The organism is Streptomyces sp. NPDC014864 (assembly GCF_043081525.1).
Lineage (GTDB): Bacteria > Actinomycetota > Actinomycetes > Streptomycetales > Streptomycetaceae > Streptomyces.
Window position 1 is genome coordinate 168,921 of the sequence record NZ_JBIBWT010000006.1, and the last position, 21,906, is coordinate 190,826.

The 21,906-nt window shown below is 71.4% G+C and carries 20 protein-coding genes and 2 tRNA genes; 18 read left to right on the plus strand and 4 right to left on the minus strand.

Going from position 1 to position 21,906, the window contains the following annotated elements; genetic code table 11:
- The first annotated feature begins 346 nt into the window (after positions 1 to 346).
- From ACF1A5_RS13175 to ACF1A5_RS13185, 3 genes are all read left to right on the plus strand, one after another.
- Positions 347 to 1,846, plus strand: coding sequence for a D-ribitol-5-phosphate cytidylyltransferase (locus ACF1A5_RS13175; RefSeq protein WP_392192923.1), 1,500 nt, complete (start codon positions 347 to 349; stop codon positions 1,844 to 1,846).
- A 226-nt stretch (positions 1,847 to 2,072) separates the two neighbouring features.
- A complete protein-coding gene (locus ACF1A5_RS13180; RefSeq protein WP_392192924.1) occupies positions 2,073 to 4,193 on the plus strand; it encodes a hypothetical protein in 2,121 nt (706 codons plus the stop codon).
- 267 nt (positions 4,194 to 4,460) lie between these two features.
- Positions 4,461 to 5,687, plus strand: coding sequence for a glycosyltransferase family 2 protein (locus ACF1A5_RS13185; protein ID WP_392192925.1), 1,227 nt, complete (start codon positions 4,461 to 4,463; stop codon positions 5,685 to 5,687).
- Between the two features lie 70 nt (positions 5,688 to 5,757).
- Here ACF1A5_RS13185 and ACF1A5_RS13190 read toward each other — a convergent pair whose 3' ends face one another.
- Entirely contained in the window at positions 5,758 to 7,095 is a 1,338-nt protein-coding gene (locus tag ACF1A5_RS13190) for a polysaccharide pyruvyl transferase family protein (protein ID WP_392192926.1), read from the minus strand.
- Positions 7,096 to 7,389: 294 nt separating this feature from the next.
- On the opposite strand from ACF1A5_RS13190, the gene proB reads away from it, so the two are divergent.
- The 5 genes from proB (at position 7,390) to ACF1A5_RS13215 (ending at position 12,339) form a co-directional block, all read left to right on the plus strand.
- Positions 7,390 to 8,496, plus strand: coding sequence for a glutamate 5-kinase (gene proB / locus ACF1A5_RS13195; RefSeq protein WP_392193127.1), 1,107 nt, complete (start codon positions 7,390 to 7,392; stop codon positions 8,494 to 8,496).
- A 145-nt stretch (positions 8,497 to 8,641) separates the two neighbouring features.
- Complete coding sequence (locus tag ACF1A5_RS13200; protein ID WP_392193128.1) at positions 8,642 to 9,103, plus strand: hypothetical protein; 462 nt, start codon at positions 8,642 to 8,644, stop codon at positions 9,101 to 9,103.
- A 61-nt stretch (positions 9,104 to 9,164) separates the two neighbouring features.
- The gene (locus ACF1A5_RS13205; protein WP_392192927.1) at positions 9,165 to 10,451 is read left to right on the plus strand and encodes a glutamate-5-semialdehyde dehydrogenase; all 1,287 of its coding nucleotides are present in this window, start codon (positions 9,165 to 9,167) and stop codon (positions 10,449 to 10,451) included.
- A gap of 116 nt (positions 10,452 to 10,567) precedes the next feature.
- Positions 10,568 to 11,170, plus strand: a complete 603-nt coding sequence (locus tag ACF1A5_RS13210) for a hypothetical protein (protein ID WP_392192928.1) — start codon at positions 10,568 to 10,570, stop codon at positions 11,168 to 11,170.
- 98 nt (positions 11,171 to 11,268) lie between these two features.
- Positions 11,269 to 12,339: a hypothetical protein gene (locus ACF1A5_RS13215; protein ID WP_392192929.1), complete on the plus strand. Its 1,071-nt coding sequence runs from the start codon at positions 11,269 to 11,271 to the stop codon at positions 12,337 to 12,339.
- 12 nt (positions 12,340 to 12,351) lie between these two features.
- Here the strand turns inward: ACF1A5_RS13215 and ACF1A5_RS13220 are convergent, their stop codons facing one another.
- Positions 12,352 to 13,494, minus strand: a complete 1,143-nt coding sequence (locus ACF1A5_RS13220; RefSeq protein WP_392192930.1) for a M48 family metallopeptidase — start codon at positions 13,492 to 13,494, stop codon at positions 12,352 to 12,354.
- 104 nt (positions 13,495 to 13,598) lie between these two features.
- Between ACF1A5_RS13220 and ACF1A5_RS13225 the strand changes: the two genes are divergently transcribed.
- The 10 genes from ACF1A5_RS13225 (at position 13,599) to ACF1A5_RS13270 (ending at position 18,904) form a co-directional block, all read left to right on the plus strand.
- Complete coding sequence (locus tag ACF1A5_RS13225; RefSeq protein WP_392192931.1) at positions 13,599 to 13,763, plus strand: hypothetical protein; 165 nt, start codon at positions 13,599 to 13,601, stop codon at positions 13,761 to 13,763.
- A gap of 129 nt (positions 13,764 to 13,892) precedes the next feature.
- Positions 13,893 to 14,048 carry a hypothetical protein gene (locus tag ACF1A5_RS13230; RefSeq protein ID WP_392192932.1) on the plus strand — a complete coding sequence of 52 codons (156 nt, stop codon included), beginning with the start codon at positions 13,893 to 13,895 and terminating at the stop codon, positions 14,046 to 14,048.
- Between the two features lie 111 nt (positions 14,049 to 14,159).
- Positions 14,160 to 14,834: a nicotinate-nucleotide adenylyltransferase gene (nadD, locus tag ACF1A5_RS13235; RefSeq protein ID WP_392192933.1), complete on the plus strand. Its 675-nt coding sequence runs from the start codon at positions 14,160 to 14,162 to the stop codon at positions 14,832 to 14,834.
- A 16-nt stretch (positions 14,835 to 14,850) separates the two neighbouring features.
- Complete coding sequence (locus ACF1A5_RS13240) at positions 14,851 to 16,590, plus strand: LytR C-terminal domain-containing protein (RefSeq protein WP_392192934.1); 1,740 nt, start codon at positions 14,851 to 14,853, stop codon at positions 16,588 to 16,590.
- 107 nt (positions 16,591 to 16,697) lie between these two features.
- Positions 16,698 to 17,144 carry a ribosome silencing factor gene (gene rsfS / locus ACF1A5_RS13245; protein ID WP_392192935.1) on the plus strand — a complete coding sequence of 149 codons (447 nt, stop codon included), beginning with the start codon at positions 16,698 to 16,700 and terminating at the stop codon, positions 17,142 to 17,144.
- Entirely contained in the window at positions 17,141 to 17,812 is a 672-nt protein-coding gene (locus tag ACF1A5_RS13250) for a histidine phosphatase family protein (protein WP_392192936.1), read from the plus strand. Before rsfS ends, ACF1A5_RS13250 begins: the two co-directional genes overlap by 4 nt.
- A gap of 118 nt (positions 17,813 to 17,930) precedes the next feature.
- A tRNA-Ala gene (locus ACF1A5_RS13255) sits at positions 17,931 to 18,003 on the plus strand.
- 280 nt (positions 18,004 to 18,283) lie between these two features.
- Positions 18,284 to 18,457, plus strand: coding sequence for a hypothetical protein (locus ACF1A5_RS13260; RefSeq protein ID WP_392192937.1), 174 nt, complete (start codon positions 18,284 to 18,286; stop codon positions 18,455 to 18,457).
- 3 nt (positions 18,458 to 18,460) lie between these two features.
- The gene (locus tag ACF1A5_RS13265) at positions 18,461 to 18,694 is read left to right on the plus strand and encodes a hypothetical protein (protein WP_019523121.1); all 234 of its coding nucleotides are present in this window, start codon (positions 18,461 to 18,463) and stop codon (positions 18,692 to 18,694) included.
- A gap of 137 nt (positions 18,695 to 18,831) precedes the next feature.
- Positions 18,832 to 18,904, plus strand: a tRNA-Ala gene (locus ACF1A5_RS13270).
- 112 nt (positions 18,905 to 19,016) lie between these two features.
- Here ACF1A5_RS13270 and ACF1A5_RS13275 read toward each other — a convergent pair.
- Both ACF1A5_RS13275 and ACF1A5_RS13280 read right to left on the minus strand, forming a co-directional pair.
- The gene (locus ACF1A5_RS13275) at positions 19,017 to 20,630 is read right to left on the minus strand and encodes an NADH-ubiquinone oxidoreductase-F iron-sulfur binding region domain-containing protein (protein ID WP_392192938.1); all 1,614 of its coding nucleotides are present in this window, start codon (positions 20,628 to 20,630) and stop codon (positions 19,017 to 19,019) included.
- Positions 20,627 to 21,877, minus strand: a complete 1,251-nt coding sequence (locus tag ACF1A5_RS13280) for a cytochrome b/b6 domain-containing protein (RefSeq protein ID WP_392192939.1) — start codon at positions 21,875 to 21,877, stop codon at positions 20,627 to 20,629. The genes ACF1A5_RS13275 and ACF1A5_RS13280 overlap by 4 nt, the downstream gene beginning before the upstream one ends.
- Positions 21,878 to 21,906: the final 29 nt, after the last annotated feature.

A 21,906-nucleotide genomic window follows, 5' to 3' on the forward strand; every position in this document is an offset into this window, starting at 1 on the left:
TGAAGATCCGCCCCGCCCTCCCGTCGCCGGCGGCCCGGCCGCGGGCGCCGACGGAATCGCCATAAAAACCCGAAGTGTCCGAAGTGTTGCTGCGACGCTGGCCCGTCGAGGCGTCATCGCCCGTGTCGGCCGCCGCGCGATGCGGGGTCACGCACGGCAATGATCGAACCCCTGTGGAGTTACTCACAGCAATTTCCAACGGGTTCCGGGGCATCGCCAATCACCAGCCGTGCAAGGTTAATGACAGGTTGCGCGGGGATATGCGCCGGAGGTCGCTCACCTTGCACAGCGGTAACCACAAGTGGGAGCATTTCCGAGTTCCCGATTGCCCCAAGGTAGGTCACCTGTGTCCCAGCACATAGCCAAGCCCCGTACCACCGCAGTGATCCTGGCCGGTGGTACCGGTCAGCGGGTGGGTCTTTCGATCCCCAAGCAGCTGCTGAAGATCGCCGGCAAGGCAGTCATCGAGCACACCCTGGCCACCTTCGAGAACGCCGACTCCATCGACGACATCATCGTGCTGATGGCGCCGGGCTATGTGCCGGACGTCGAGAAGATCGTCGCCAAGGCCGGGTTCCGGAAGGTCACGAAGATCATCGAGGGTGGCTCGACGCGGAACGAGACCACCGAGCGCGCCATCTCCGCCCTGGGCGAGGGTCTGGCCGAGGGCGAGGACCGCAACGTCCTCTTCCACGACGCCGTGCGCCCGTTGCTGTCGCAGCGCGTCATCGACGACTGCGTGACGGCGCTGGAGCGCTTCCAGGCCGTGGACGTCGCCATCCCCTCGGCGGACACCATCATCGTCACCCGCACCCACGGCGAGGACGGCGAGTTCATCACCGAGATCCCGGACCGCTCCCGCCTGCGCCGCGGCCAGACCCCGCAGGCCTTCAAGCTGTCCACGATCCGCCGCGCCTACGAGGTCGCCGCCGGCGACCCCAACTTCCAGGCCACGGACGACTGCTCCGTCGTGCTCAAGTACCTGCCGGACGTGCCGATCCACGTCGTCGCGGGTGACGAGTACAACATGAAGGTCACCCAGCCCGTCGACGTCTTCATCGCCGACAAGCTCTTCCAGCTGGCCTCCACGGCCGCGCCGGAGCAGAAGGGCGAGGAGGCCTACCGGGAGCTCCTCTCCGGCAAGACCGTGGTCATCTTCGGCGGCTCCTACGGCATCGGCAAGGACATCGCCGAGCTCGCCGAGTCCTACGGCGCGCGTGTCTACGCGCTGGGCCGCTCCACCACCGGCACCCACGTGGAGAACCCGGAGGAGGTCGACGACGCGCTGTCCAAGGCGTACGCGGAGACCGGCCGGATCGACTACGTCGTCAACACCGCGGGCGTGCTGCGCATCGGCAAGCTCGCCGAGACCGACAACGCCACCATCGAGGAGGCGCTGAAGGTCAACTACCTGGCGCCGGTGCAGATCGCGCGCTCCTCCTACAAGTACCTCGCGGAGACCAAGGGCCAGTTGCTGCTCTACACCTCCAGCAGCTACACCCGCGGCCGCGCCGAGTACAGCCTGTACTCCTCCACCAAGGCCGCCATGGTGAACCTCACCCAGGCGCTGTCCGACGAGTGGGCCGGCGACGGCATCCGCGTCAACTGCGTCAACCCCGAGCGCACCGCCACCCCGATGCGCACCAAGGCCTTCGGCCAGGAGCCGGCGGGCAGCCTGCTCTCCTCCGAGGCCGTGGCCCGCACCTCGCTCGACGTGCTGCTCTCGGAGCTGACCGGACACGTGATCGACGTGCGTCAGCAGGACCCGACGGCGGGTGCCTCCAAGGCCTCCGGATTCGAGCAGGCGCTGGCGGGAGTCCTGGACCGCCAGGACGGCGTGGCATAATCATCTGCTAAACAGACATCTGCCCTTCAGGCCTCTGTGGTTTCCCGTTCGCCGGGGGTTCACAGAGGCCTGAGTCCGTCAGTTTCCCCGTCGTTTCGAAATATTCACAGCGTTTCGCAAGGTCCTTTTCCCGTCGATTCGGTATTCCGAGCACATTCACGGTGATTCAAGACCATGCGGAGCATTCACTGACAAAACCGGCACCCCTCCCAGAGCAGGTTCCCCCGTGATATCCACCGCTATACGCGTTGCCCGGGTGGGCAGCGCGGCCGAACTGGCCGCGGCGGCCCTCATGATGCTGGGCTTCCCCTGCGTCATGCTGGCCGCGCTCGTCCCGAGCGTGTACGCCTTCGCGGCCGCGGCCGCCGTGACGTACCTGGCGGACCACTATCTGCACCGCAAGGGCAGCTACCTCGTCAACCGCCTCGGCAAGGTGCGGGCGGGGCTGTCCATCCGCTTCCTGGTCCGCCAGCTGCTCCTCGTCCTGCTGCTCGCCCGCGTCGGCCTCACGGACCACCTGGTGTTCTACGGTGCGACCGCCTGCTTCATCGCCTTCTACGGCCTCCAGGCCCCGCACGGCGCCCTGGTCACCCTGATCCGCAACCGTCGCCGGATGCCGGTCGCCACCCGCAACGTGGACCTGGCCTCCCGCATCCGCATCCCCGACGCGCCGCCGCGCCGCCTGCTGCACCGCTCCGCGGAGAAGATGCTCCACCTCGACCTCCCGGCCGTGGCGGGCGTCCTGGTCGCGGCGGCCACCACGCGGGCGTTGTACGCCTACCTCGGCATCGCCGCCACCCTGGGCCTCGGCATCCTCTACGTCCTCGCCCTGGTGCCGTACGTCCGCGGCCGGAAGGTCCCGCCGAGGGCCGAGACGGTGCTCGCCGCCGTCGACGACTGGCTGCGCGCCTACCAGCCGCAGACCGTGCTGTACTTCTCCGGCTCCCGGGACTCCGCGTACCAGGTCAACATGTGGCTGGAGACGATGGAGCAGCTGGACACCCGCCCGCTGATCATCCTGCGCGAGCGGGTCATCCTGTCCAACCTGGCGCCCACCACGGTCCCGGTCATCTGCGTGCCCGGAGGGGTGCACCTGATGAACATGGACCTGTCCAGCGTGCGGGTCGCGCTGTACGCGGCGAACGTGGGCAAGAACATCCACATGCTGCGCGTGCCCACCATGAAGCACGTCTTCATCGGCCACGGCGACAGCGACAAGCTGGCCAGCGTCAACCCGTTCAGCAAGGTCTACGACGAGGTGTGGACCGCCGGCCGCGCGGGCCGCGACCGCTACGCCATCGCCGACGTCGGCGTCCGCGACGACGACATCGCCGAGGTCGGCCGCCCGCAGCTCGCGCCGATCCAGACCTGGCAGGGCGTGCCCGAGGACCGTATCCCCACGGTCCTGTACGCCCCCACCTGGGAGGGCTGGGACGACAACCCGGGCAATACCTCCATCCTTCTCGCGGGTGAGAACATCGTGAGGAAACTGGTGCAGGCCGACCCGCCGGTCCGCGTCCTGTACAAGCCGCACCCCTTCACCGGCACCCGCAGCGCGCAGGCCAAGGCCGCGCACCAGCGGATCATCGCCCTGGTCGAGAAGGCCGCCGCCGCGCGCGCCGCCGACCCGCGCTTCACCGCCGGGACCGCCGACCAGGCCGCGACGCGGGCGCAGGCCAAGACCGAGCTGGTCCGTATCGAGGCCCGGCTCGCCGCGCTGGCCGGCAGGGGCGGCGAGAAGCGCGACGAGGCCGAGGCCACCCGCGACGGCCTGCTCGACGTGGCCCGGCACGAGGAGACCGCCCGGCTGCGCGCCGAGTGGAACGAGGCCTACTGGCGCTCCTTCGGCAGCTGGCAGCACCGCGTCATCACCGGCGCCGAGCCCCGGCTGTACGACTGCTTCAACGTCTCCGACGCGATGGTCTCCGACATCTCCAGCGTGGTCTCCGACTTCATCGCCAGCGGCAAGCCGTACGCGGTGACGGACTCCGCGGAGCTCGGCGCCGAGGAGTTCAAGCGGAACAACACCGCGGTCCGTGCCGCCGTGATCCTCTCCAACAGCGCGGCCGAGCTGGGCGAGCTGCTCGCCGCGGTGCGCGACCCGGCGGCCGACCCGCTGGCCGGGGAGCGCGCGGAGCTCAAGCAGTACCTGCTCGGCCCGGACGAGCCCACGTCCATCGAGCAGTTCAACACCGCGGTGGCCGACCTCGCGCTCAAGGCCGAGACCCGCAACGTCGGCCAGGCCACCCGCGCCGCCGGCGGCACCGCCGAGACGGCGCTGGCGAACGCGGTGCCGGGACAGCGGATGGCGTCGGCGGGTGAGACGGACGGCGTGACCGCGGGCTGACCGCCGCCGGACGCAAGGCCACCGGACGCACCGGCCCCAGGCGGCCAGGCCCGGTTCCGAGGACAAGACCTTCGGAACCGGGCCTTTCCCGTCTCTTACTCCCGCCGCCTAGCGTCGCTGTCAGTCCGTTCGCCATGTGACCCGTGTCACGAATCCACGGGCCGCACGCAACCCCGCACCGGGGTCGGCCGTCTTAAAGAGGTAGTGATTGATGCGATACGGGAGAAATCTTCCGTTGACCAGGGGGATATGTGAACAGGGGGACGTGTGACCGTGCCGCAGCCTGACGTCAGCGTGATCATCGGGGCGTACGAGGCCATGCCGTACCTGGTCGACTGCCTGGCGTCGGTGGAGGCGCAGACCCTGGACCCGGCCCGGATCGAGGTCGTCGCGGTCGACGACGGTTCCACCGACGGCACGGGGGAGTACCTGGAGGAGTTCGCCGCCCGCGCCCCCATGTCCGTCACCGTCGTCCACCAGGAGAACTCCGGCGGCCCCAGCGCCCCGCGCAACATCGGCCTCGGCAAGGCCACCGGGCGCTACGTCTTCTTCCTGGACGCCGACGACCGGCTCGGCCCCGAGGCACTGGAGCGCATGACCGCCATCGCCGACGAGAACGGCACGGACGTCGTGCTCGGCAAGGTCGAGGGCATCAGGCGCACCGCCCCCAAGTCGATGTGGGGCAGGACGGTGGGGCGCACCGACGTGTTCTCCTCCAACATCAAGTTCACCCTCAGCGCGCAGAAGCTGTTCCGCCGCGCGCTGCTGGAGCGCCACGACATGCGCTTCGACGAGTCGCTGTTCACCGGCGAGGACGCGCTGTTCACCATGGAGGCCTATCTGCGGGCCGACGGCGTCTCGGTGATCGCCGACCACACCTGCTACTACCTGGTGGGCCGCGAGGACGGCAAGCACGTGACCAGGAGCGGCAGCTACACCCTGCGCTTCGACTCCGCGCGCGCCCTGATGAACCTGATCTCCGAGATGGTCCCCGCGGGCGCGAGGCGGGACAGCCTCATGGTCCGCCCCTTCCTCATCACCCTGCTGCCCCAGTTCGGGCCGAAGTTCCTCAAGGACTCCGAGCAGGTCCGGCGGCACAAGATGGAGCTGGCGAAACCGCTGATGGACGCCCACTGGAACGAGGGCGTGGCCTGCCGCCTCCGGGTGCACGAGCGGCTGCGGCTGCACCTGGTGGCCCGGCAGCGGCCCGATCTGCTCAAGGACGTCGTGGAGTTCGTCCGGGCCAAGAAGGAGCCCGAAGCCGTGCTGGAGCGGCGGGGCACCCGGCTCTATCTGGCCTACCCGCACTTCCGTTCCGCCCAGGCGGCCGTCCCCGACCGGATCTACCTCGCCGAGCCGCGCGAGGCCCGCGCCTTCCCGGGCTGGCGGGAGACGCCGTCCTCCTCCTTCGCCCGCCGCGCGGCCCGCAGGATCCGGCGCTTGCTGCGCGGCCTGAGCCCGACGGCCCCGGGCGGACGGACCACGGCGGCCTGAGGAGCCGCCGGGCCGCCGTGCTGCCCGGCTGCCGTTCCTCCTGCCGCCGTTCCTCGAGCCGGCGTCCCTCCTACTGCCGCCCGGACTGCAGCGCCCGCCGGAGCGGGCGGCCCACCGCCCGCCGTGCCCGCCGGTAGACCGAGGACGCCGGGACGGACACCGTGACCGTCCTCGATCCGGCCCGCGCCAGATCGCGCTTCAACCGGGTGTTCTCCAGGGAGAGTTCGAGGACCTGGCGCTGGAGCCAGCCGAACCGGTCGGCGAGCGAGGCGATGTCGGCGTCGTTCCAGGGGCGGATGCCCGGCGGGAAGGCGAGCGAGCGCATCCGCTCGTCGAAGGCGGCGCCGCCGTCGCCATGGGTGAACGTGTTCTCCAGCCCGTTGCGGTCCAGGAACGCGGTGAACCGCTCGAACCGCTCCCGGTGCCCGCCGGTCAGGCCGGTGAAGTCGGCCTGTGCGTACAGGTCCGCCGGGTCCAGGTCCTCGGGCAGCCGGTCGATCCGCCGGTGCGGGATGCCGAAGTAGCGGCACAGCTCCAGGGTGCGCGAGTCGCCGCACAGCACGGTGGCGGGCGTGCCGGCGAGCAGCGCCGCGATGTTGCCGTGGATGCGGGAGCCGAAGGAGAAGTCGAAGTCGCGCAGGTCGTCGATCCAGGTGACCGGGTCGATGTAGACGCGGACCTTGTCCTCCCGGTACATCGGGTGGTCGGGGTGCGTCGGCATCGCCGCCACCCGCCCGTTCGGGTCCGACAGGTCCCGCCAGTGCAACTGCCGCGCGTCGCTGAGGTTCTGGCCGATGAAGCGCAGGTGGGGGTAGCGCGCGTGGGCGCTCCTCAGGACCCGGTCCAGGCCCTGGGACCGTACGGCGGTGTGCGAGCCGTTGACGGCGACGCGGGAGTCGGCGGTCAGCTCCGGTGCCCGTTTGCGCACGGTGAGCCGCTCGCCGTGCAGGAACAGCGAGGGGCAGCCGATGACCTCGACATCGCGGAAGCCGAGGTCCCGCAGGTACTTCTCGGTGAACTCGCCCCGCACGCCGATCGAGGCGCTGCGGTCGAGCACCGCGGAGCAGAACGCGCGCACGGCCGGCTCGATGGGCTTCAGCCGTGCCGCGTCGTAGCTCAGGCCGGTCTGTGCGCCGACGCCCATGACCACGACCGGAATCCGCAGCTTGCCGATCAGGCGCGTCAGCCGCTTCAGTCCGGTCTGGAACGAGGGCCGGAAGGCGTTGGCGAGGGGGACGACGAAGGCGTCGTACTCCTCGTTGATGCGCTCGGCCTCGGCCGCGGCGGTCCGCATCCCGTTGGAGACGACCTCGGTGCCCGGCGTCTGCAGGATCTTGTGGGCGGCGTCGCTGAAGATCAGGTTGCCGGAGTTGGTGGCGATCACGTCCCGCTGGAGTGCTTCCTCCACGGGGACGACGTCGAAAGGGCTCTTCCCCGACCGGAGAAGGATGCGCTTCGTGGGGCGAAGGGTAGCTGGCACGCAGTTCACCCTAAGTTTGTCGGATCTTTAATTTCTATGCGCAACCACCACAACCTTTTTGTCGTACGCATTCCGTGAGCGGGCGACTACGTGCCGCCTACAGGCATCCCGTCCGTACCCTGGACCGATGCGCGGGGGGCGATCCGCTTCGCGTAGATTCGGGCGGGGCAGCCGGAACCGGGCGAGGGGACAGACAGCAAGGTGACAGGGGTAAGGCAGGCCGTGCGCGAGGCCCGCAGGATCGTCGTCAAGGTGGGCTCCTCGTCGCTGACCACCGCCGCGGGCGGCCTTGACGCCGACCGGGTCGACGCGCTCGTGGACGTCCTCGCGAAGAGCCGCAGCGGCGGAGAGCGGGAGGTCGTGCTGGTCTCCTCCGGGGCCATCGCCGCGGGCCTCGCCCCGCTGGGCCTGCGCCGCCGTCCCAAGGACCTGGCCCGCCAGCAGGCCGCGGCCAGCGTCGGCCAGGGCCTGCTCGTGGCCCGCTACACCGCGTCCTTCGCCCGCTACGGCGTCCGGGTCGGCCAGGTCCTGCTGACCTCCGACGACATGAGCCGCCGCGCCCACCACCGCAACGCCTCCCGGACCCTCGACAAGCTGCTGGCGATGGGCGCCCTCCCGGTCGTCAACGAGAACGACACCGTGGCCACCGACGAGATCCGCTTCGGCGACAACGACCGGCTCGCGGCGCTCGTCGCCCATCTCGTCCGCGCCGACCTGCTGGTGCTGCTGTCCGACGTGGACGGCGTGTACGACGGGGACCCCAGCCGGCCGGGCACCTCGCGGATAGCGGAGGTGCGCGGGCCCGCCGATCTGGCGCACGTGGAGATCGGCAGTGCCGGCAAGGCCGGCGTCGGCACCGGCGGCATGGTCACCAAGGTCGAGGCGGCCCGGATCGCCGCCGCGGCCGGCATCCCCGTCGTGCTGACCAGCGCGGTGCACGCGACCGACGCCCTCTCCGGCGGCGACACCGGCACCTACTTCCACGCCACCGGGAAGCGCTCCGCCGACCGGCTGCTGTGGCTTCAGCACGCCTCCACCCCCCAGGGCTCGCTCACCCTCGACGACGGAGCGGTGCGCGCCGTCGTGGACCGCCGCAAGTCGCTGCTGCCGGCCGGGATCGCCGCCGCCGAGGGCGAGTTCACCGCGGGCGACCCGGTCGAGCTGCGCGACGGCTCGGGGCGTCCGGTGGCCCGCGGGCTCGTCAACTTCGACGCCAAGGAGATCCCCCGGCTGATCGGCCGCTCCACCCGTGAGCTGGCCCGCGAGCTGGGACCGGCGTACGAACGCGAGGTCGTACACAGGGACGACCTGGTCATCCTGGAGCCGTAATGGGCCGAAACGTCCGTCCACCTCGGTCCTGAAGGTTGGGGGACGTTCCGTAAAACCGCCCCACGGAGCCGTGCGGCCTGCTCCACTTTTGTCTCAGGGACACATTCCGCATGAGCGCTGCGTGAAGGAGGCCGTCGTGAGACGAGTGCGCCCGGGGGCGGCGGCGTACCGCGGGGGTGCCGGCGGGTCCCCCTCCCGCGCGGCCGGGGAGGAGCGCGCCCTGACCAGCGTGGCGGCGGGGGACCGCTACGAGGAGCCGAGGGACCTGCCGCGGCTGTGGCACATCACCCTCAGCGTCTCCGGTGAGGAGGCCCCGCTGAAGGAGGTGCGGCGCGGCCTGGAGCAGCTCGCCCACGACCACCCCTTCCTGCTCACCAGCCGCTACGCCAACGACCACGCGGAGATCCGCTACTGGGAGGAGGCCCGCGACCTGCACGACGCGGCCGCCGTCGCGCTGCGGCTGTGGGGCGAGCATCGGCAGTCCGCCAAGCTGCCGCCCTGGGAGATCGTCGGCCTGGAGGTCATCGACCGCGAGACCTACCACCAGCGCCTCGCGGAGGGCTACGGCCCGCCGCCCGCGACACCGGTCGGGGTTCACCCGTTTTGACCCCGTCTCGCGGTGTGGAACAGCCGCCGGACGGGTCTGCCCGGCGCACTACCCTTCCCTCATGACCACGCTCTCGCCGTACGACTCGATGTCCCCGGTCATCCGGGCCGCCTACCGTGCCAAGGCCGCCGCCGCCGACCTCGCGCCGCTGCCGCGCGTGGAGAAGGACGACGCGCTGCTCGCCGTCGCGGACGCCCTGGAGGTCCGTACCGGCGAGATCGTCGAGGCCAACGCCAGGGACGTCGCCAAGGCCCGCGAGGCGGGCACCAGCGAGTCCGTCGTCGACCGGCTCACGCTCACCCCGGAGCGGGTGCGCGCGATCGCCTCCGACGTGCGCGACGTGGTGGCGCTGCCCGACCCGGTCGGCGAGGTCGTCCGCGGCAACACGCTCCCCAACGGCATGGACCTGCGCCAGGTGCGCGTGCCGCTCGGTGTGGTCGGCATCGTCTACGAGGCCCGCCCGAACGTCACCGTCGACGCCGCCGCGCTCTGCCTGAAGTCCGGCAACGCGGTGCTGCTGCGCGGCTCGGCCTCCGCCTACGAGTCGAACACCGCCCTGGTCCGGGTGATCCGCGACGCCGTGGGCGGGGCGGGGCTGCCCGCCGACGCCGTGCAGCTGGTGCCGGGCGAGGGCCGGGACAGCGTGCGCGAGCTGATGCGCGCCCGCGGCCTGGTCGACGTGCTGATCCCGCGGGGCGGCGCCTCCCTGATCCGGACCGTCGTCAACGAGTCGACCGTCCCCGTGATCGAGACCGGCACCGGCAACTGCCACGTCTACGTCGACGCCCACGCCGACCTCGACATGGCGGTCGACATCCTGGTCAACTCCAAGGCGCAGCGGGTCAGCGTCTGCAACACCGCCGAGACGCTCCTCGTCCACCAGGACATCGCCGCGGACTTCCTGCCGCGCGCCCTGGACGCGCTCGCCGAGGCCGGGGTCACCGTCCACGCCGACGAGCGGGTCATGGGCTACGCCGAGGACTCCAAGGCCACCGTCGTCGAGGCGACCCCGGAGGACTGGGAGACCGAGTACCTCTCGTACGACATCGCCGCCGCCGTCGTCGACTCCCTCGACCGGGCCGTCGAGCACATCCGGCTGTGGAGCTCCGGCCACACCGAGGCGATCGTGACCACATCCCAGCAGGCGGCCCGCCGCTTCACCCAGCTGGTCGACTCCACCACGGTCGCCGTGAACGCCTCCACCCGCTTCACGGACGGCGGCCAGTTCGGCTTCGGCGCGGAGATCGGCATCTCCACGCAGAAGCTGCACGCCCGGGGCCCGATGGGGCTGCCGGAGCTCACCAGCACCAAGTACATCCTCACCGGAGACGGGCACATCCGGCGCTGAGGGGCATATCGGGGCATATGTGAACGGCATGCGCCGGCCGATCGTGCCGGGGTGCGGGGAGAAGGGCGGAAAGAACGTCTCACCAGGCGGATGAATTTCCATACCGTCTGCCCAAAATGACCCCCCAGGTCTACTCTGGATCCGTGCCGGAGGACGTGGGGGGCACGCCGTTCCCTGACGGCTGGGAGCCCGACGACGACCACGACCGCGGGGTGTCGGACGAAGAGTTCGCCTCCGTGGTCTTCGACGAGGCCTTCGTGCGGGCGGCCGTGATCCACGAGCCCACCGCCGTCGAACGCCTCCTGGCCGCCGCGCAGGCCCGAGCCGAGGCCTCCGAGGCGGAAGCCCACCGCGCCCGCACCAGAGGCGAGCGCTACGAGGACGGCTACGGCCCCGACGGCCCCGGCTTCGGCCCCGGCCACGACGTCGACGACCTGGACGACCCCGACGTCCTGGAGGACCGCTGGGGCGCCCCGGGAACGTACGGCAAGCAGGTGCGCTGGCACCGTCCCGTCGCCTGGCTGCTCGCCCTCGTGATGGGCATCGGCATGGTCGCGCTGGCCTTCGCCGCCGTCTACCGCGGGGCGTCCTCCGGCGGTCGCGACCAGGCGCCGCCACCAGCCTCGACGGGCCCGGACCAGGGCGGCGCCGCGCCCCCCTCCGCGTCCGCCGACCACTACTCCGAGCGGCCCGTCCCGGCGACCCCGCGCACCCCCTGACGGTCCCGGCCGCGCCGTGCCGTTTCTGGTGAGAACCTGTCAGAACTTGACGTGGAGCAGGGCGTTTATGCGGGCTTCCCGAGACCTACCCTGAAGGTATGGGAGGGCCTGGAGACCCACCTGAGGGGACGCCCGAGGGTGCCCCGGGAGGTGCGGAGGACGAATACGGATCCGTCGTGTTCGACGAGTCGTTCATCCGCGCTGCCCGGATCCAGGAGTACTCCGCACGCGAGCGCATGACCGACCACACCCCCGCCGTACGCCGCCGTCCGCCCCTGCACCGCGGTCTGTCCCGGCAGGCGCTGATCCTGGTGCTGCTGATCGCCCTCGCCTTCGGCACCGCGATCTACATGGGCGTGCGCCACCCCTACCGGACCTCCGAGGCCCAGCGCCCCGTCGAGCCGCTGCGGATGACCGTGATCCCGCTCGCCCCCCAGGGCAGGGTGCCCGGGGCCGCCGACCCCGAGTACCTGTACGCGCACAGCCCCGCCGCCCAGTTCGGCGTCGGTGCCGAGGGCATCCCGCTGCCCGCCGTCCGGCGCACCGCGCACTTCTCCGACAGCCAGGTCGTCGCCGCCCTGACCACCGCCAAGGACTACCTCGTCGTGTCCTCGCTCCGCCCCGAGGTGCTCACCGGCGGCCAGGTCCACCCCGTGCGGGCCCTGCTCGACTCCGACCAGCTCGACCAGTTCGACCAGAGCTACGCCCACCCCGCCGCGGACGGCCGGCACGCGCCCACCGGATGGCTCGTCCGCTTCGACCCGGCCCAGGCCGAGCTGGCCGACCGCGGCATCCGGGTGCAGGGCACACTGCAGGCCGTGGAGGCCGACTCCGGCACCCTGGAGGTCACCGCGGACCACACCTTCGTCTACGCGCTGCGGCCGGCCGGCACCGGCGCGAGGACCGAGGCCTCGCTGTTCACCGTCCGGCGCGAGGTGCGGTTCCGCTTCACCCGCGACGACCTGCGCCTGCACCAGGCCCAGCTGGTCGTCTCCTCCGTCGAGGCGGGTCCCCTGTCCTGCGCCGGGGACTCCGCCGGCCACCTGCACCCGCTGCTCGCCGGTCAGGCCGCCAAGGCGGGCGGCCCGGCCGGCACGGACCCGTACGCCACGGGCAGCGCGCCGGCACTCTGCGGCACCCTGGCGGCGAGCGCCCAGCCGAGGGTCTGAGCCGAGCCCGGCTCAGTCCCCGTCCCGCGGCGGCGCGTCCGTCCCCGGCCGCTCGTCGGCGGACCCGTCCTGGGCCGGCCCCTCCTGCGCGGGCCCGTCCTTCGGCGGTGCCGGGGCGGTGAAGCCGTTGAAGCCGCGGCGCACCCGGCCGCCGAGGTCGCCGGCCCCGCCCGCCAGGTCGCTGACCAGCTTCATCAGCGGGTCCTTGGAGCTCTTCACATGGTTGGCGTAGTGCGCCGCCGACTCGCGGAACGAGTCGCCGACGGAGGTGTCCTTGTCCTCGCTGCGCCGCGGGTAGTGGCCGTCCATGAGCCGCTGGTAGTCGCGGGACTCCGCCCACTTCTTCAGCTCGGCCGCCCGCACCGTGGTGAAGGGATGCGTGCGCGGCAGCACGTTGAGGATCTTCAGGACCGAGTCGCGCAGGTCGCCCCCGGCCTCGTACTCCTCGGCCTGCTGGAGGAACGCGTCCACGTTCATCTCGTGCAGATGGTTGCCGCCCGCTATCTTCATCAGCCCCCGCATCGAGGCCCGCAGGTCCTGCCCCGCCAGCAGCCCCGCCCGGTCCGCCGACAGCTCGGACTTGCGGAACCACTCGCGCAGCGCCGTCACGATCGCCATGATCGCGAGATTGCCCAGCGGGATCCACGCCACCCGCACCGCCAGGGTGGTCAGGAACAGCAGGATGGTGCGGTACACGGCGTGGCCCGACAGGGCGTGGCCCACCTCGTGGCCGACGACCGCCCGCATCTCGTGCTCGTCGAGCAGCTCGACCAGGCCCGTGGTGACCACGATGATCGGCTCGTCCAGGCCGATGCACATCGCGTTGGGCTGCGGGTTCTGGCTGACGTACATCGGCGGGACCTTCTCAAGGTCCAGGATGTAGCAGGCGTCGCGCAGCATGTCGTTCAGGTGGGCGAACTGCTGGTCCGAGACGCGGACCGAGTCGGACAGGAACAGCAGCCTCAGGCTGCGCTCGGGCAGCAGGCCGCTGAGGGCCTTGAACACCGTGTCGAAGCCGCTGAGCTTGCGCAGGGCGACCAGGGCGGAGCGGTCGGCCGGGTGCTCGTACGCCCGCGAGGAGAGCCCGGGAAAGCGCCTGCGCTGCCTGCTCGGCACGCGCTCGTGCCCGTCGTGCCCGCGACCGTCTTCGGACATGTGATCCCCCATGGTGTGCGTCGGTGTGTCCAGCGCCCCCCGAAGCAGCGCCCAGCCTAGGCGGAGTTACCGTGGACCGGCAGTACAGCGAAGGAGTCCACGTCATGGAGCACAGCCCCGCAGCCGCCCGGCTCACCGAGGCCGCGAGCGCCGCCGCCCAGCACCAGGGGGCGGGCGACCTGCTCCGGATCGTACTGGTCGTGATGGTGGTGGGCTGTGCGCTCACCGGCTGGTTCCTGTTGCGCGGGTACAAACGGAACGACGACTGAGCCGACCGGAAGGTTCCCGGGGCGACCGCCGTCACCGACAGGCGGAGTCGGCGTGATCGGCGCGGAGACGGCCGCTTACGATGAGCCGACGTCTTTAACCCGCCCACACCCGGATAGGTACTGCCGAAGATGAGCTTCCCCAGCACCGCTGCCCAGTTGGTCAACCTCGCCGAGGGCGAGGGCGGCAACCACGAGAGCCTCAGCCCCTACGTCACCGGCGGCGGCGCCCTCCTCATCCTGCTGCTCCTGCTGTGGATCACCACCCGCTTCAACCGCGACCGCTGAGCGCCGCCGAGCCTCACCGGGGCCCGTCCCGGGACCGCTCCCGCACGCCGGGGCCGTCCGCGGGGATCTGTCGGCCGGAACCCTCGGGCCGGGCCGGTAGGGTCTGCACGCATGGGAGAGCAGGACATGCCTACCGGTCCGGCGAGTGACACGGTGAAACGCCCCGAGCACGGGAGCGGCGGCGGCCCGTCCGTGACGGGCAGGCGCCGCCTCGGTGTCATGGGCGGGACGTTCGACCCGATCCACCACGGGCACCTCGTGGCGGCCAGCGAGGTCGCCGCGCAGTTCCACCTGGACGAGGTGGTGTTCGTCCCGACCGGCCAGCCGTGGCAGAAGACCCACCGCAAGGTCTCCCTGGCGGAGGACCGCTACCTGATGACGGTCATCGCGACCGCCGAGAACCCGCAGTTCTCCGTGAGCCGCATCGACATCGACCGCGGCGGTCCCACCTACACCGTGGACACGCTGCGGGACCTGCGCGCGCTCAACCCCGACACCGACCTGTTCTTCATCACCGGCGCCGACGCGCTCGGCCAGATCCTCACCTGGCGGGACTCGGAGGAGCTGTTCTCCCTCGCGCACTTCATCGGGGTCACCCGGCCGGGCCACCACCTGGCCGACCCCGGGCTCCCGGAGGGCGGGGTGTCCTTCGTCGAGGTGCCCGCCCTCGCCATCTCCTCCACGGACTGCCGTGCGCGGGTCGCCAAGGGGGAGCCCGTCTGGTATCTGGTGCCGGACGGAGTCGTGCGCTACATCGACAAGCGCGAGCTGTACCGCGGCGAGTGAGCCGAGAGGGGCACCGGTGAACGACCGATACGACGCTGGGTACGGGGGCGACCAGTACGAACTCGTCGGCTACGACGAGTACGGGCAGCCTGTCTACCAGCAGGTCCCGACGCAGCAGGCTCCGCAGGAGACGTACGACGCGTACGGGCGGCAGGGCCACGGCTACGACCCGTACGCCACGGGCGGGCAGCAGCAGTCCCCGCCGTCGTACGGCGGCTACGACACCGGCCGGCAGCCGCCCGCCTCCCCCTACGGCCCCCAGGGCGGCCAGGGCTCCTACGACCCGTACGCGTCCGGTGCCCCCGGCGCGGGCGACCCGGGGGCCACGAGGGCGCCGTACGACCCGTACGGCCGGACCGGGGCCGCCGGGCAGCAGCCCCGTGCGGGCGGGCAGCCGCCCCGGGCCGCCGGGCAGACCGCGTACATCCCGCAGCAGGCCGGGCCCGCGCACGAGAGCGCCGAGCGGCGTGACGGGCGCGAAGACCACGGCACCGAGCAGTTCGCGTTCGTGGAGGAGCCGGACGGCGACTCCGAGGACGTGATCGACTGGCTCAAGTTCACCGAGAACCGCACCGAGCGCCGCGAGGAGGCCCGACGGCGCGCCCGCAGCCGGGTCGTCGCCCTCGTCGTGGTCCTCGCGCTGGTCGCGGTCGGCGGCGTCGGCTACCTCTGGTACACCGGGAAGCTCCCCGGGCTGTCGTCGTCCGGCCACACGTCCGGCGGCACGACGCCCGCGGCCGCCCAGAAACGCGACGTGATCGTCGTCCATCTGCACAACACCGCCAAGGGCGGCACCGCGACGGCGCTGCTCGTCGACAACACCACCACCCGGCGCGGCACCACCGTCCTGCTGCCCAACTCGCTCGCCCTGACCGGCGACGACGGCACCACGACGACCCTCGCCAAGTCGGTCCAGGACGACGGCTCCTCCGGCACCCGCGACCAGCTCGACTCCGTCCTCGGCACCGACATCGAGGGCACCTGGCGGCTGGACACCCCCTACCTGCAGAACCTCGTCGACCTGGTCGGCAACATCGACGTCGACACCAACACCGACGTGCCCGACCCGGATGCCAAGAAGAAGGGCTCCGGGCCGCTCGTCCACAAGGGCCAGGGGCAGACCCTCAGCGGCAAGATGGCCGTCGCCTACGCCACCTACCGGGCTGCGGGAGAGTCGCAGAACGCCCAGCTGGAGCGGTTCGGCCAGGTCATGCAGGGCACGCTGCGCAAGCTGTCCTCCGACCCGCAGGGCGCGACGACGACGGTGCAGACGCTGGCGCAGATCCTCGACCCCTCGCTCACCGACAAGGACCTCGGCACCTTCCTCGCCAAGCTCGCCGACCTCGCCAAGGGCGGCGACTACGGGACGGCGGTGCTGCCGGTGCAGAGCGACGGCACGCTGAGCGCCCAGACCAGTGACAGCGTCGTCAAGCAGATCCTCGGCGGCACCGCGAAGAGCCCCGAGCAGGGGGCGGCCGTCCGGGTCTCGGTGCAGAACGCCACCGGCGTCAAGGACAACACCGAGAAGGCCCGCGTCGTCCTGCTCAACGGCGGCTTCACCTTCCTGGAGGGCGGCACCGCCTCCGCCGTCCGGACCACGTCCCAGGTGCTCTACTCCGACCCCGAGGACAAGGAGAACGCCACCGAGGCCGCCAAGACCCTCGGCCTCCCCGCCACCGCGGTGACCAAGGGCACGGTCCGCTCGAACGCCGACGTCTCGGTCGTCCTCGGCCAGGACTACAGGCCGTCGTCCTGACGCGGGAGCCCCGGGCGCCCCCCTGCGGGACCCGGGGCGCGGACCGCATGCGCCCGGCGGTCCGTGAGACCCTTGGGGTCAAAAGACCGCCGACCGAAAGCCGTGCAGTGACCGCAACCGACCGTTCCCTCGAGCTCATCAAGACCGCCGCCCAGGCGGCCGCCGACAAGCTCGCGCACGACATCATCGCCTACGACGTCAGCGACGTACTGTCGATCACGGACGCCTTCCTGCTGGCGTCCGCGCCCAGCGACCGCCAGGTCAAGTCGATCGTCGACGAGATCGAGGAGCGGCTCCAGAAGGAGTGCGGCGCCAAGCCGGTGCGCCGCGAGGGCGACCGCGAGGCCCGCTGGGTCCTGCTCGACTACGTCGACATCGTCGTCCACGTCCAGCACAGCGAGGAGCGCGTCTTCTACGCCCTGGAGCGGCTGTGGAAGGACTGCCCCGAGCTGGAGCTGCCGTCCGACGCCGAGGCCACCCGCGGCAAGGCCGAGGAGCACTCCAGGCTGAAGGCCGCCGAGGAGTCGGCGGACCTGGGCGGTGAGTGGCGATGACCGGAGCCGGTGAGGCGCCGGGCGGGGAACCGGGCCGGGGCCGCCGCGTCATCCTGTGGCGGCACGGCCAGACCTCCTGGAACGTGGAGCGCCGCTTCCAGGGCACCACGGACGTCGAGCTGACCGAGACCGGCGCCGGGCAGGCCCGCCGCGCCGCCCGGCTGCTGGCCTCCCTGCGGCCGGACGCGATCGTCTCCTCGGACCTGCGGCGGGCCGCCCTGACGGCGGCCGAGCTGGCCGCCCTCACCGGCCTCGACATCACCCACGACGAGGGCCTGCGCGAGACCTACGCGGGCGTCTGGCAGGGCCTGACGCACGAGGAGATACTCGCCCGGTACGGCGAGGAGTACGCCGCGTGGAAGCGCGGGGAGCCGGTGCGTCGCGGCGGCGGCGAGCTGGAGACCGAGGTCGCCGACCGTGCCGCCCCCGTCGTGCTGCGGCACGTCGAGAAGCTGCCCGAGGACGGCACGCTCGTGGTGGTCAGCCACGGCGGCACGATCCGCACCACGATCGGGCGCCTGCTCGGTCTCGAGGCCCACCACTGGGAGAGCCTCGGCGGCCTCTCCAACTGCTGCTGGTCCGTCCTCGGCGTGGGCGCGCGCGGCTGGCGTCTGCTGGAGCACAACGCCGGCACCCTGCCGGAGCCCGTCCTCGGCGACGACGACTGAGCCGCCCCCGCCGCTCCGGACCCCGGATTTCACTTTCCGGCAGGTCGCAGGCTAAAGTTCTTCTTGTTCGCCCCGCCGAGCGGGACGAAACACCACACGGTTCCACCGCGTGGCACGAGGGGCTATAGCTCAGTTGGTAGAGCGCCTGCATGGCATGCAGGAGGTCAGGAGTTCAATTCTCCTTAGCTCCACGGACCGACGCTCGCACGAGTTGTCGAAGATCGGTGAAGAAGATCCCGTCCCCGGCAAGGGGGCGGGATTTTTTCTGTGCTCCGCCGCCTTGAGTCACTTGGGCGCCATCAGGCGTATACCTGTGCGGAGGCGCTTCCGGCGTGCGCATTCGCGCAGACCGGGACGGCCGCTGCGGGCTCCGTGGCCGGACTGGTACCGAGGCGTCGCTGACCGTATTGGTCCGGCCGTGGCAGAATCAAACGGCCGGAAGGGGGCGCGGCCCGACGGGAGGGAGTGGCGATGCCTGCGAGCATCCTCGAGGAGGTCGGTCACCTCCTCGGCGCGGCGTTGACCCGGGACACGGTCACCCGCCTCATCTGCCCCTCCTGCGGCTCGCTCCATGTGGCCCAAGTCCTAGGCGACAACGGGGGGATCTCGTACGTGTGCACGGCCTGCGGCCACAGCTGGAGCTGATCGATGGGTGCACACAGGCGGAAGTGCGACTGGTGCGGCAGCGGCACGCCCATCGTCCGGGACATGGAGCCGCTCAACCCGGACTACCAGTACTGGTGCGAGGAGTGCGCACGGGCGCTGATCATAAAAGGCGACCCCATCGAGACGTACCGCGAACTCGAGGGCGAGCCGATCTACGGCAGGCTCCTGGAGGAGCACTGCACGCTGAAGCGCTTCTATTCGTTCGTGACGGCGTGAGGGTGCGTGAGGCCCGACCGGCCCGGCATCCTCTCCCAAGCGGTCAAAACGGGCGCGGGGAAAACCGATTTGGTGCTGCGCTCCGTCCACCTGTAATGTTGGCGTCGCCGCCGGGGAAACCGGGCGGGACGAAGCAAGGGGCTATAGCTCAGTTGGTAGAGCGCCTGCATGGCATGCAGGAGGTCAGGAGTTCAATTCTCCTTAGCTCCACAGAAGTCGAAGGCGGGTCATCCGATCAGGATGGCCCGCCTTCGGCGTTGAGTCGATGTCTCGTACGAGCGGCGGGCCCGCCCCGGGAAGGGAGGACCCGCCGTACGGCTGCTCAGCGGCCCAGAGCGCGCCGGCCCCGGCCCTGGGAGAGGACCGGCAGGTTGCTGCGCGAGGACGCCTGCGAACGGGTGTCCTCCTCCAGACGCAGGGCGAGCGCCGGGCACCGGCGCACCGCGCGCAGCGCCTTGGCCTCCGCGTAGCGCGGGACCTGTGCCTGGGCGACGGTCGGGAAGCCGTCGGCGCCCAGTTCGAAGACCTCCGGGAGGATGTCCGCGCACAGGCCGTGGCCCCGGCACAGCGTCCAGTCGACGTGGATCTTCTGGCGGCTGGGGCCGCTCTCCTCGGCGTCCATGCCGCCGGGGACGCCGGTCGGGGCCCTGCCGCCCTCGAAGAGCGGCAGCACGCCCTCCACGCGCCGCCCGCAGCCGTTGCCCAGGACGTGCGCGGCGAGGTCGTCCGTGAACGCCTTGATGGTCGACTCCAGGAACATCGCGGAGCCGTCCGGGTGCGAGCACGCGCCGCGCCGCTTGACGTTCTTGGCGACCTGCTTGAGCGCTTCCAGGGCGGCCGGTCCGCCGCCGTTCAGGATGTCCTCCATGCCGCGCGCCGCGGCCGGCAGGCCCAGGTAGCAGGGGCCGCACTGGCCCGCGCTCTCCTCGGCCAGCCACCGGGCCACCTGGAGCGACTCGCCCAGCGGGCAGGTGTCCTGGCTGATCGGCAGGATCGCGCCCGCGCCCAGCGAACCGCCCACCGCGTCCAGCGAGTTGCGGGAGACGATCGCCTCGTTGACGGTGGCCGAGTCGATCCACTTGCCGTGGTAGCCACCGGTCAGCACGCCCTGCGGCACCGGCGGGGCGCCGGCGAGCTGGAGGACGTAGCGCAGCGGCACACCCGTCGGGACCTCGATCACCATGGGGCGGGCGACCGCCCCGGAGACGGTGAGCATGACGGTGCCCGGCTCGTCGTACAGGCCGGTGTTGCCGTAGCGCTCGGGACCGATCCGGGCGGCGATCGCCAGCTGCGCGAAGGTCTCGGCGTTGGACAGCAGGGTCGGCGCGCCGCCGACGCCGTTCTGCGAGGCGCTGACCTTGCGGCCCGGCGGGATCGCCGGGCCGCCGTCGATGGAGCGGACCAGCGACGCGGCCGCTCCGGTGACCATGCGCACCGGGTTGCGCTGCACGCTCGCGCGCAGCGCCGACCGGCGGCTGTTGCTGAGGCCGCGTTCGGCGAGCGCGGCCTCCATGGAGCGCTGGGTGGACTCCCGGGTGACCCCCACCACCAGCGTGCGGGCACCGAGCGCCTCCGCGCAGAGCAGGGCGCCGTCCAGGATGAGGTGCGGGGCTCGGTTGATGAGCACCGTGTCCTTGCGGCAGGCCGGTTCGTCCTCGCTTCCGTTGACGACGACGACCGGCCGGACGCCGCGCTTGATCGCCGCTTCGGCGACCGAGCGCAGCTTCTTGTGGAAGGGGAAGCCCGCGCCGCCGCGGCCCTTCAGGTTGATGGCCTCGGAGAGCTGCGCGAGCTGCTCGCCGCCCATCGGTTCGAGCGGCCCGTGCACCTTGAGGTGCATGGGCAGATCGAGTCGTTCGACAAGGTCGAAGCCTGACGTGAGCTGGGGAAGACCGACCACGCGGACTTCTGGTACGTCGGGCAGGGCCTCGTTCACCTATAGCCTCCGGAAGGCGTGTTCCAAGGTTCGCCCGAACCCGGTGCGTCGAAGGAGGCACCGGGGGGTGTTTCAGTGGCGGGACCGCTGTTGTACGTGTCGTTCGAGTTGTACGTGCCGTAGAGCGGGTTCGTCTCACCGGTGTCGTACATGTCACGTCCGCCGTAGCCGTTCGCGCCGGAATTGTTATAGGTGGGGATGTTGTATCCGGTGTCGATCATCGGGTCGTAGGCCGAGCGCTGCGCCTCGCCGACCGGGGGCGGCGACGGGATCGGCCAGCTGCCCGAGGTGCTGCCGGAGCCCTCCACGCGCGGCATCGCCTCGGTGGCCTGCATGTCGTACGGCAGGTCCATGCGGGTGGTCTGACCGGCCGCGAAGGGCTGCCCGCCGCCCGGGGGCGTCGAGACGGCCCGGTAGGCGGCCGCGAAGCCGGGGGCGGGCTCCTGGGCGGCGGGCGCCGGCGTGTCGTACAGCGGCGAGGACGGGCCCGGGACGCGCGGCAGCGGACCCGTCGCGCCCGCGGCGGCGGAGGGCCGGGCCGCCCGGTCGTAGCCCGGCAGTGTGGACTCCGTCGTCCTGGCCCGGCTCGCGTCCAGGTCGTCGAGCTCCGGCCGCTCACCGCCGCCGAGGAGCGTCACGAGCCGGTCGGCGATCCTGCGCTTGACCGGCCGCGGCGCGCCGCGCAGCGCCAGGGCCGCCATGACGCCGAGCAGGGAGAGGCCGTAGAGGATCACGAAGATCGGCTTGGCCTGGCGACCCGCGTAGAGTCCGTGGACGAGCGCGGCGCACCAGGCCGGGTAGGCCAGCATGTGCATGGCCCGCCAGCGGGCGGCCACCGGGGCCGGGGAGGCGAAGTTGCTGCGCAGCGCGCCCGTGATGCCCACGAAGATCATCAGCAGGCCCGCCACGGAACCGAGCCCGATCAGGCCGCCGCTTCCGGTGACGCCGAGCGAGAACGGGATGATCGCGGCGATGAACTGGGTGTGTTCCAGCGCGATCTTCGTGGTGATGTGCAGCAGCAGGAAGGCGATCGAGGCGACGGCCGTCGTGCGGTGCACGGCCTGGCCCACGATCCGCTGGCGGGTGTTGAGGAAGATCCGGTCCTGGGCGACCAGGCCCCAGATCACCGAGCAGCTGAGGGAGACCAGGGAGAGGACGCCCGCGCCGAAGTTCAGGAAGTCCCTGACCGTGTCACCTCCGACCAGCACGATCACGGGTATGAGGAGCAGGACGACAGCCGACGCCATCCCGTAGGCCGAACGGCCGGGTTTGGGAA

Bases quoted from the DNA above. Each gene is read 5' to 3' on its own strand.
- ACF1A5_RS13205 (WP_392192927.1), top strand. From the start codon at position 9,165: ATGACCACGCTCTCGCCGTACGACTCGATGTCCCCGGTCATCCGGGCC.
- ACF1A5_RS13210 (WP_392192928.1), top strand. From the start codon at position 10,568: ATGACCCCCCAGGTCTACTCTGGATCCGTGCCGGAGGACGTGGGGGGC.
- ACF1A5_RS13215 (WP_392192929.1), top strand. From the start codon at position 11,269: ATGGGAGGGCCTGGAGACCCACCTGAGGGGACGCCCGAGGGTGCCCCG.
- ACF1A5_RS13220 (WP_392192930.1), bottom strand. From the start codon at position 13,494: ATGTCCGAAGACGGTCGCGGGCACGACGGGCACGAGCGCGTGCCGAGC.
- ACF1A5_RS13225 (WP_392192931.1), top strand. From the start codon at position 13,599: ATGGAGCACAGCCCCGCAGCCGCCCGGCTCACCGAGGCCGCGAGCGCC.
- ACF1A5_RS13230 (WP_392192932.1), top strand. From the start codon at position 13,893: ATGAGCTTCCCCAGCACCGCTGCCCAGTTGGTCAACCTCGCCGAGGGC.
- nadD (WP_392192933.1), top strand. From the start codon at position 14,160: ATGGGAGAGCAGGACATGCCTACCGGTCCGGCGAGTGACACGGTGAAA.
- ACF1A5_RS13250 (WP_392192936.1), top strand. From the start codon at position 17,141: ATGACCGGAGCCGGTGAGGCGCCGGGCGGGGAACCGGGCCGGGGCCGC.
- ACF1A5_RS13260 (WP_392192937.1), top strand. From the start codon at position 18,284: ATGCCTGCGAGCATCCTCGAGGAGGTCGGTCACCTCCTCGGCGCGGCG.
- ACF1A5_RS13265 (WP_019523121.1), top strand. From the start codon at position 18,461: ATGGGTGCACACAGGCGGAAGTGCGACTGGTGCGGCAGCGGCACGCCC.
- ACF1A5_RS13280 (WP_392192939.1), bottom strand. From the start codon at position 21,877: ATGGCGTCGGCTGTCGTCCTGCTCCTCATACCCGTGATCGTGCTGGTC.